The organism is Paenibacillus nicotianae, from assembly GCF_042681745.1.
In the GTDB taxonomy this organism is placed as follows: Bacteria; Bacillota; Bacilli; order Paenibacillales; family Paenibacillaceae; genus Saccharibacillus; species Saccharibacillus nicotianae.
In genome coordinates, this window is record NZ_JBHUGF010000009.1 from 221,404 (window position 1) to 228,813 (window position 7,410).

The 7,410-nt window shown below is 37.9% G+C and carries 8 protein-coding genes; all 8 read right to left on the reverse strand.

The genetic code is table 11. The annotated features are described in order from the left end of the window. Positions 1-116 precede the first annotated feature (116 nt). The 8 genes from zwf to ACFSGI_RS04205 all read right to left on the reverse strand — a co-directional run bounded on the left by zwf (position 117) and on the right by ACFSGI_RS04205 (position 7,055). The gene (gene zwf / locus ACFSGI_RS04170) at positions 117-1,673 is read right to left on the reverse strand and encodes a glucose-6-phosphate dehydrogenase (RefSeq protein WP_204826864.1); all 1,557 of its coding nucleotides are present in this window, start codon (positions 1,671-1,673) and stop codon (positions 117-119) included. Between the two features lie 140 nt (positions 1,674-1,813). After that, positions 1,814-2,464 carry a response regulator gene (locus ACFSGI_RS04175; RefSeq protein WP_379282510.1) on the reverse strand — a complete coding sequence of 217 codons (651 nt, stop codon included), beginning with the start codon at positions 2,462-2,464 and terminating at the stop codon, positions 1,814-1,816. A 4-nt stretch (positions 2,465-2,468) separates the two neighbouring features. Further along, positions 2,469-3,530 carry a sensor histidine kinase gene (locus ACFSGI_RS04180; protein ID WP_204826865.1) on the reverse strand — a complete coding sequence of 354 codons (1,062 nt, stop codon included), beginning with the start codon at positions 3,528-3,530 and terminating at the stop codon, positions 2,469-2,471. Positions 3,531-3,700: 170 nt separating this feature from the next. Continuing rightward, positions 3,701-4,369 carry a cell wall-active antibiotics response protein LiaF gene (gene liaF / locus ACFSGI_RS04185; RefSeq protein WP_204826866.1) on the reverse strand — a complete coding sequence of 223 codons (669 nt, stop codon included), beginning with the start codon at positions 4,367-4,369 and terminating at the stop codon, positions 3,701-3,703. Positions 4,370-4,541: 172 nt separating this feature from the next. Next, positions 4,542-5,279: a PspA/IM30 family protein gene (locus tag ACFSGI_RS04190; RefSeq protein WP_204826867.1), complete on the reverse strand. Its 738-nt coding sequence runs from the start codon at positions 5,277-5,279 to the stop codon at positions 4,542-4,544. A 1-nt stretch (position 5,280) separates the two neighbouring features. Continuing rightward, positions 5,281-5,781, reverse strand: a complete 501-nt coding sequence (locus tag ACFSGI_RS04195; protein WP_204826868.1) for a PspC domain-containing protein — start codon at positions 5,779-5,781, stop codon at positions 5,281-5,283. Position 5,782: 1 nt separating this feature from the next. Beyond that, positions 5,783-6,454: a PspA/IM30 family protein gene (locus tag ACFSGI_RS04200; RefSeq protein WP_204826869.1), complete on the reverse strand. Its 672-nt coding sequence runs from the start codon at positions 6,452-6,454 to the stop codon at positions 5,783-5,785. Positions 6,455-6,725: 271 nt separating this feature from the next. Then, positions 6,726-7,055, reverse strand: coding sequence for a hypothetical protein (locus tag ACFSGI_RS04205; protein ID WP_204826870.1), 330 nt, complete (start codon positions 7,053-7,055; stop codon positions 6,726-6,728). Positions 7,056-7,410: the final 355 nt, after the last annotated feature.

Here is a 7,410-nt window from a genome sequence, read left to right on the forward strand (position 1 = left end):
GCTTTTTATCAAAGTCTCATTTTCTAACGTATTTCAAAACAAAAAAGCCGCTTCCCCACTGCCCCAAACGGCAATAAAAGAAACGACTTATTTAAACATATAGATACAATTTAACGTTAATTGCTACTTCCCATTTGCCAGATAACATCATCTTCATCTTGACCATTTACAGGCCACCAATGATATCCATCTTGTTGAAGCAATAGATGAGTTGCATCTGGCCCCCAAGAACCGGCAGGATATGGTTTTACATCTTTAGGATGTTGTGACCAAGCCTCAGCAATATGATCTATAAAGCTCCAAGCCGCAGATACTTCATCCCAACGGGTAAAGTATGTTGAATCACCTTGCGCCGCGTCTTCGATCAAGCTTTCATAAGCTTCAGGTGAATTAATTCCGATCATACAACTCTGACAAAAATCCATAGCAAGTGGTTGAATTTCAGAATCAGAACCCGGTTTTTTAGCATTGATTTTGATATAAATACCTTCCATTGGATTCACACGAATTACCAATAGATTTGGTTCTAGATTATGACGTTGTCCAAGATATACATTGGTAGGTGTCCGCTTGAACTCTACAATAATCTCAGTTGTTTTTACAGGTAGACGTTTCCCTGTACGAATATAGAAAGGTACACCTGACCAGCGGAAATTATCTACAAATAATCGCGCGGCAAAATACGTTTCTGTATTTGAAGCAGGATCTACTTTGTCTTCTTCACGATATCCAGGTAATGTTTTGCCTTTAGATTCACCTGCTGTATATTGACCACGTACTACGTTTTGATCCACTTCTTCTGGTGTCGTATATGCACGAAGAGAACGAAGCACTTTTACTTTTTCATCATGAATATCTTCAGGCAGTAGACGACTTGGTGGTTCCATCGCGATCATGGCTAACATTTGCAACATATGGTTCTGCCCCATATCGCGTAGTGCGCCTGAATGATCGTAATATCCACCACGTTCTTCTACACCGACCGTTTCACTAAGTGTAATTTGAATATTAGAAATATGCTGATTGTTCCACAAAGGTTCAAAAAAAGCATTCGCAAATCGAATCACTTCGATATTTTGAACCATTTCTTTTCCTAAATAATGGTCGATACGATAAATTTCATCTTCTTCAAATACTTCATTGATTTCTGCATTAAGCTTACGTGCAGATTCCAGATCATATCCGAAAGGCTTCTCGATGACCAGACGATTCCAGCCTGTACCATCCATCATGCCACCTGCCCGAAGGTTAAGCGATACACTACCAAACAATTCCGGTGCAAGGGCAAGGAAAAAGAATCGGTTGCCTGGGATACCGTATTTATTTTCAATCACTTCTGTTTGTTCTTTCAACTCTTGAAAACCAGCGACATTGTTAATATCTAACGATTTATATTCAAAATGTTCTGCAAATCGAGTCCACTCTTCTTCGGCTCCGATCTTGTAGCGACAAAACTCTATGATAGACTGATGGAGATCTTCCCGAAATTCTTCATTGGTACGCGGTCGACGCGCTACACCAATGACTGCAAAATCCTCTGCAAGTTTACCTTCACGATACAAACTATAAATAGCAGGAAACAATTTACGTCTTGCCAAATCCCCGGTTGCTCCAAAAATGAAAAATACCGCACTTGGTGTCTGCAATGTCTCAAGATTTTGTTTTCCAGTCATAGCTCCTCAACTTTCTATGTAAAATCTGTAATGTGGTAAACGTATTCTACCATAATTACCCTATCTATCGCTATCTGACCACTATAAGAAGTACTTATATCTTTTGCAAATAAAATTGATACCTGTGCACCAGCAGTAAATCACTCGGCTAATCCATTTTTATAGGCATAGATAGCAGCCTGTGTACGATCTTCTACCCCTAGCTTAGCTAGCAAATTCGTAACATGGAATTTTACCGTTTTGATACCGATAATTAATTCATCTGCAATATCTTGATTCGATTTCCCTTTTGCCAGTAATCGAAGTACATCCATTTCACGATCTGTTAATTCTTCATGTAATGCACGTTCAAGAGGCTCCCGAAAGCGGCTCATCATTTTAGAAGCTACCTGCGATTCTAGTACAGATTGTCCTCTAGCAGCAGCTCGAATAGCATCTGCTATTTCACTAGCACGCGAGGTTTTGAGCAAATAACTAAAAGCGCCTGCTTCGATCACAGGATACATTTTTTCATCATCCAAATAACTTGTCAGTACAATGACTTTGCAATCAGAATTAATTTGCAATACACGTCTTGTTGTTTCGATGCCGTCCATCCCATCCATTACTAGATCCATCAGGATTACATCCGGTTTATATTCTTGCGCAAGACGAATACCTTCTTCTCCGTTACTTGCTTCACCGACTACTTCAATACCGTCTTCTGTGTCCAATACAGCCGCAAGTCCAATACGAACCATCTCATGATCATCAACTAATAGTACTTTGATCAATTGTTCATCATTTTCCATAGTATTATGCCCACCTGCTTTCTTCTGTATTTAAAGTCACAATCGGAATCACAATCTCTATACGTGTTCCTTTTCCAGGAGCCGTTATATACTGGATTGTTCCTCCCAATTCATTCGTTCGTTCTCTCATCGTAGATAAGCCATACGAAGCTTGCTTCGTTTCATTTAACTCAAATCCGATTCCATCATCTTTCAAAGTCACCCGTACCGAATCCACCTTTTGCACGATCCGAATCTCCATCCGTTCGGCTTTGGCATGACGTAATGTATTTGATAAAGACTCCTGCACAATACGGAAAATATGATTTTCTACCCCTTTTAATAACCGTAGATCATCATCCATATCCAAATTGATTTCCATCGGAATTTTGGCTTGTAATTCACGAATCAATTCCCGTAATCCTTGAGATAGACGCTTCCCTTCTAGATAGACAGGACGAAGATGTAATAGTAACGCTCTCATTTCGGATTGTGCTACAGATGACATTTCTTCGATCAGTTCAACCTGACGTTTGGCACGCGCTGGATTACTATCAAAGGTACGTCCTATAGCTGTCGCTGTCATCGAGATCGCAAATAATTGCTGAGAAACAGCATCATGCAACTCTCGCGCTAATCGCTGACGTTCTTCGATAATTGCTGTAATTCTAGCTTGCTCTGCTAATTGTGCATTATTAGTAGATAATCGTTGTAGACTACTGATCTGATCTTCCCACTTTTTACCGATACGATCAATTTGCTCACCCAGTCTTGACCATTCATCATTGCCCCATTGAGGAGCAGCTTGTGACCAGTTGCCTTTTTCCCACATCAATAACGTATCTCTTAATTTATCCAAACGCATTTTAAGCCTGAGTGCATGATATAATCCGTATAATCCACCCACAACAATAACCGGTACTAATAATGCCGCACCAGTCTGTAATAAAGAAGGCCAGGATAAATCGATCTGCAAATGACCAGACGTATATAATACATAAATAATAATAATCAGTAATAAGAAGGATAACAAAATCCCTTCACTCATACTGCGGACAATCAAGTCAGCAGGCTTTCTCTTTTTCACGTATCAAGTCCTCCTGCTTCTTTGACGTTAGAACTTTTCATAATTTTATCACTTCAATTTCAACAGCTTCATACAGATATTTTATGCTTGTGCTTGTGCTTGTGCTTGTGCTTGTGCTTGTGCTTGTGCTTGTGCTTGTGCTATAAAAGTTTACTTTTTAATAAAAAAGATTACGAGGACAATCGAATATTCAGATCTCCTGCAATATACGAAATAACCAATTTCACTTTTTGTTTACTGGTCACATAATTAGCCGATTTCCATTGTAATCGATTCTGAACTCCTTGTTGACGCTCTCCTACAGGATATCCATTCGATTCACAACCAATTTGACCGAACAATAAATACGCTTCAATTTCTACACCATAATCTTCTGGAATCGAAAAATCCAAATCTCCTAATATCCCTTGAAAATAAAGAACCGTCTCCGACTCATCAGGCATAGCCAGCGACAGATCACAATCAATATCTCCGATAGCATGCCATGAACTAGAACTTTGCATCATCCAGGGTTCACGGTCGTAACGAACATTCGTGATAAACCTCTGTTGCAAACGATACGGCTGTCCCCGGTGTGCCTTATTCGCATGTACGTAAAACCATCCTAACGATATCAAAGTAACCCCGATTACAATCATCAAATGATCTAATAATAATAACCCTAATCCTATTCCGCCAAAAATATATCCTTGTCTCATGGCTCCACTACGTAAACGCATAATTCCAATTAGCAACAAAAGAAGTGCGGCAACCGTAAAAAAGCCAAATGATACACCTAAAAGCACCTGCAACCCAATCGCAATTAATAACACTGCAAATATTTTTCTTTTTCTTCCCATAACCGCACCTCCTTTACTGCTAATAATAGAAAAGCCATACCCGCATGATGACACATACGCTGTATGGCTTCGCCTGTTCTAGCATATCATATTGTCATTTCAATAACTATAATTTACATTTATGAATAGCTATATTATATCTATGAACACGTAGTATGCTCACAAAGATAGATTAATATTGTGTATCGTCTTTAGAAAGAGATGGGCCTTCAGATGGATTAGATTCAATCGTTTTAGGTGCTAATTTACTTTTCAGCAAATTCAATTGCTCATCCACTCTAAGTTGTTTTTCTGCATCTTCTGCACTTACATACGGGCTTGATCCATAACCAGAACGGTAAGGAGCACGCATTACATCTGCTTCTGCTTCCATTTGCATGATTTTTTCTTCCATACGGTTAAATCCAAGCGAAGCGCCGCCTTTGTCAATCGAGTTCACAGAACTCACTTGAGCCATTTGTTTTTTCGCTTTTGCCATTTGAGCACGAGAAACCAATTCATTACGTTTGTTACGCATTTTGTAGAACTCGTCTTTCATTTCATGCAATTGGTTCATCATATCTGTTACTTGATCTTTAGCTTGACTGTGCATTTCAGAATACTCAGTGAATTTTTGATCAAAATACAATTTTTCTTCTAGCAATTTACGAGCAACTTCTTCTTGACCATTTTTAAGTGCAGCCGTTGCCTGGCTTTCACGTTGCATACCTACACGTGCAGCTTCATCAAAACGTTGTTTCATACGACGTTCATTTGCCATTTGTTTAGCTACAGTAACCTCTGCTTGATGAATTTCTGCTTCCATATCACGTAGATATTGATTTAACATTACAATTGGATCTTCTACCTTATCTAGTAAATCATTCACCGATGCCTTAGTCATATCTTTCAATCTTTTAAAAACTCCCATATTATAAATCTCCCTTCTCATATTGAGCGACTTTTTTTCTTAATTGTTCTACTTCTTTACGCAAAGCTTTATTTTCAATACCTTCCATCATCGAATCAAGATCACCATTTGATTTTGATGTCTGATCTGGAGCTTGTTGTGGAGGGCGATTTTTCCCAAAATAACGAGAATTGCTTTTGTGTGGAGCATCATACGTATTAGGTTCATACGCATTTTGTGAAGTACCCCAGTATCCGCCATAACTTTGACGTGGACCATAACGATCCTCAGGATATTCTTCATGAAAAGGATTTTGTTCAAAAGGACGATAGACCGGTGGCTGCTTAGGCACAATCAGTGCTGCAATAATATAGATCAACACTGTCGTTGTTCCGGTAAAAGGAATACTTAATATTAACAGAACCCGTAACAATGTTGGATTAATCTGAAAATATTCAGCTAGACCGCCACTCAGTCCCGTCAAAATCCTATCATGATTTGAACGATATAACTTCGGACGCATATTACTCCTCCTTACGATCTGCATCAAGCTTACGTCTCAAACGTTCTAATTCTTCATCTAATGACACACCATTTGTTGTGCCTGAACCAGAAGAATAAGAATCACCATTTCGCAAATCTCGTAACGCTTTGGCTTCAATTTCCCAATCTGAGATTCGATCTTCTAAACGTCCAAATGCTTGAGGTGTGCTTTGTACAGCATTCCCAAAACGACGATTCATCTGTTGTTGCAAACGAAGAGTCTCCATACGAGCATAATAATACTCACGTTTGCTATAGACTGCTTGATACTCTGACTTTAATGTATTTAATTGAACCTGTACTTCTCGCAAAGCTTCAGTATTTTGATCCAACAACTCATTATATTGATTCTCTTTTTCTTCATACATTACTTTTTCTTGCAAAGCCATACGAGCCAAATCTTCTTCTTCTGCTTGTAAAGCTAACATCGCTTGTTCTTCGCGTTTTTTACGCATCGCAGATGCTTGATCTACATGTTGTTTCAACTGACGTGTATGTTGAGTAACATGATGTTGCAATTGTTCAGCTTCCGTAATAGCACGTCGTGTATCTAAAAGAAATTGATCAATCATTCTCACAGGATCTTGACTCTGTTCTAATCTTTCATTTAAAGTAGCCACTGTAATATCACGTACACGTTTAAAAACGTTCATGAATAATTGCTCCCTCCCTTGCTTGATCACAAATGATCTTTTTTTGATATTCATCTATATCGTATTGCATCATATCGAACAAGTATGAATAACAGATGAAATCAACTATGAATAATAGTTTACTACTTTTCCAATAATAATTTACGATATTTTGCAATTACATCTTACTATTTTTATATCGTACATTATAAAGGTCTTTATTAGAATGTTACCCATTCGTAGACTACACACTAACAAGTAAGAAGTGATTTACATCAATGATGTTATCTGGTTAGAACATTCTATTCTGTTCTTGTTGATGGTGACGATTTTTTAGTAATGAATAACCCCACCATACTAATGCGATTCCAATAGCAGGTCCGATAATCCAAGACAATTTAGCAAAAAGGATACAAGCACCTATAACCGATAATGTAATCCCCAAAAATCGACGTCCACTTTGTAAAGCATAATATCCAAGTACAAGCAATGCGACCGGGAATAATAGTCCAATCAGGTAACCGAACAGACTATGTAAAACAGGTACAAATTTGCCAAAAACCATTAACACACCAATAATAATTAAAGCAAAAGCAGCTATACTTTTACGATTTATACGCAAATGTTCCACCTCCTTTACCTAGATATAGATACTCGTCAATTTCGGTATACACTTCTTAGATCGCAATTTTGAGCCAGATAACAATACTTTAGAGTTATAAAGTATGTATCTTTTCACTTTCATATCTGGTTGTAGCAAATGTTGTCTTTGCCTTATATACACATTGTAAAGTAGAATGGGTTTCTGCAAAATGGACTATAGGTGGTTTTTTATCCTAGACCTTAGACGGGGAGTCATTATGAAATATCAGAGGGATACTTAATTAACAGTATTTAATGATTTTTTACATACTACATACTACATACTACATACTACATACTACATACTACATACTACATACTACATACTACATACT

What these genes read in the sequence shown, in the direction of transcription:
- liaF (WP_204826866.1), bottom strand. Translation starts at nt 4,369, where the DNA reads ATGGGAAGAAAAAGAAAAATATTTGCAGTGTTATTAATTGCGATTGGG.
- ACFSGI_RS04200 (WP_204826869.1), bottom strand. Translation starts at nt 6,454, where the DNA reads ATGAACGTTTTTAAACGTGTACGTGATATTACAGTGGCTACTTTAAAT.
- ACFSGI_RS04175 (WP_379282510.1), bottom strand. Translation starts at nt 2,464, where the DNA reads ATGGAAAATGATGAACAATTGATCAAAGTACTATTAGTTGATGATCAT.
- zwf (WP_204826864.1), bottom strand. Translation starts at nt 1,673, where the DNA reads ATGACTGGAAAACAAAATCTTGAGACATTGCAGACACCAAGTGCGGTA.
- ACFSGI_RS04195 (WP_204826868.1), bottom strand. Translation starts at nt 5,781, where the DNA reads ATGCGTCCGAAGTTATATCGTTCAAATCATGATAGGATTTTGACGGGA.
- ACFSGI_RS04190 (WP_204826867.1), bottom strand. Translation starts at nt 5,279, where the DNA reads ATGGGAGTTTTTAAAAGATTGAAAGATATGACTAAGGCATCGGTGAAT.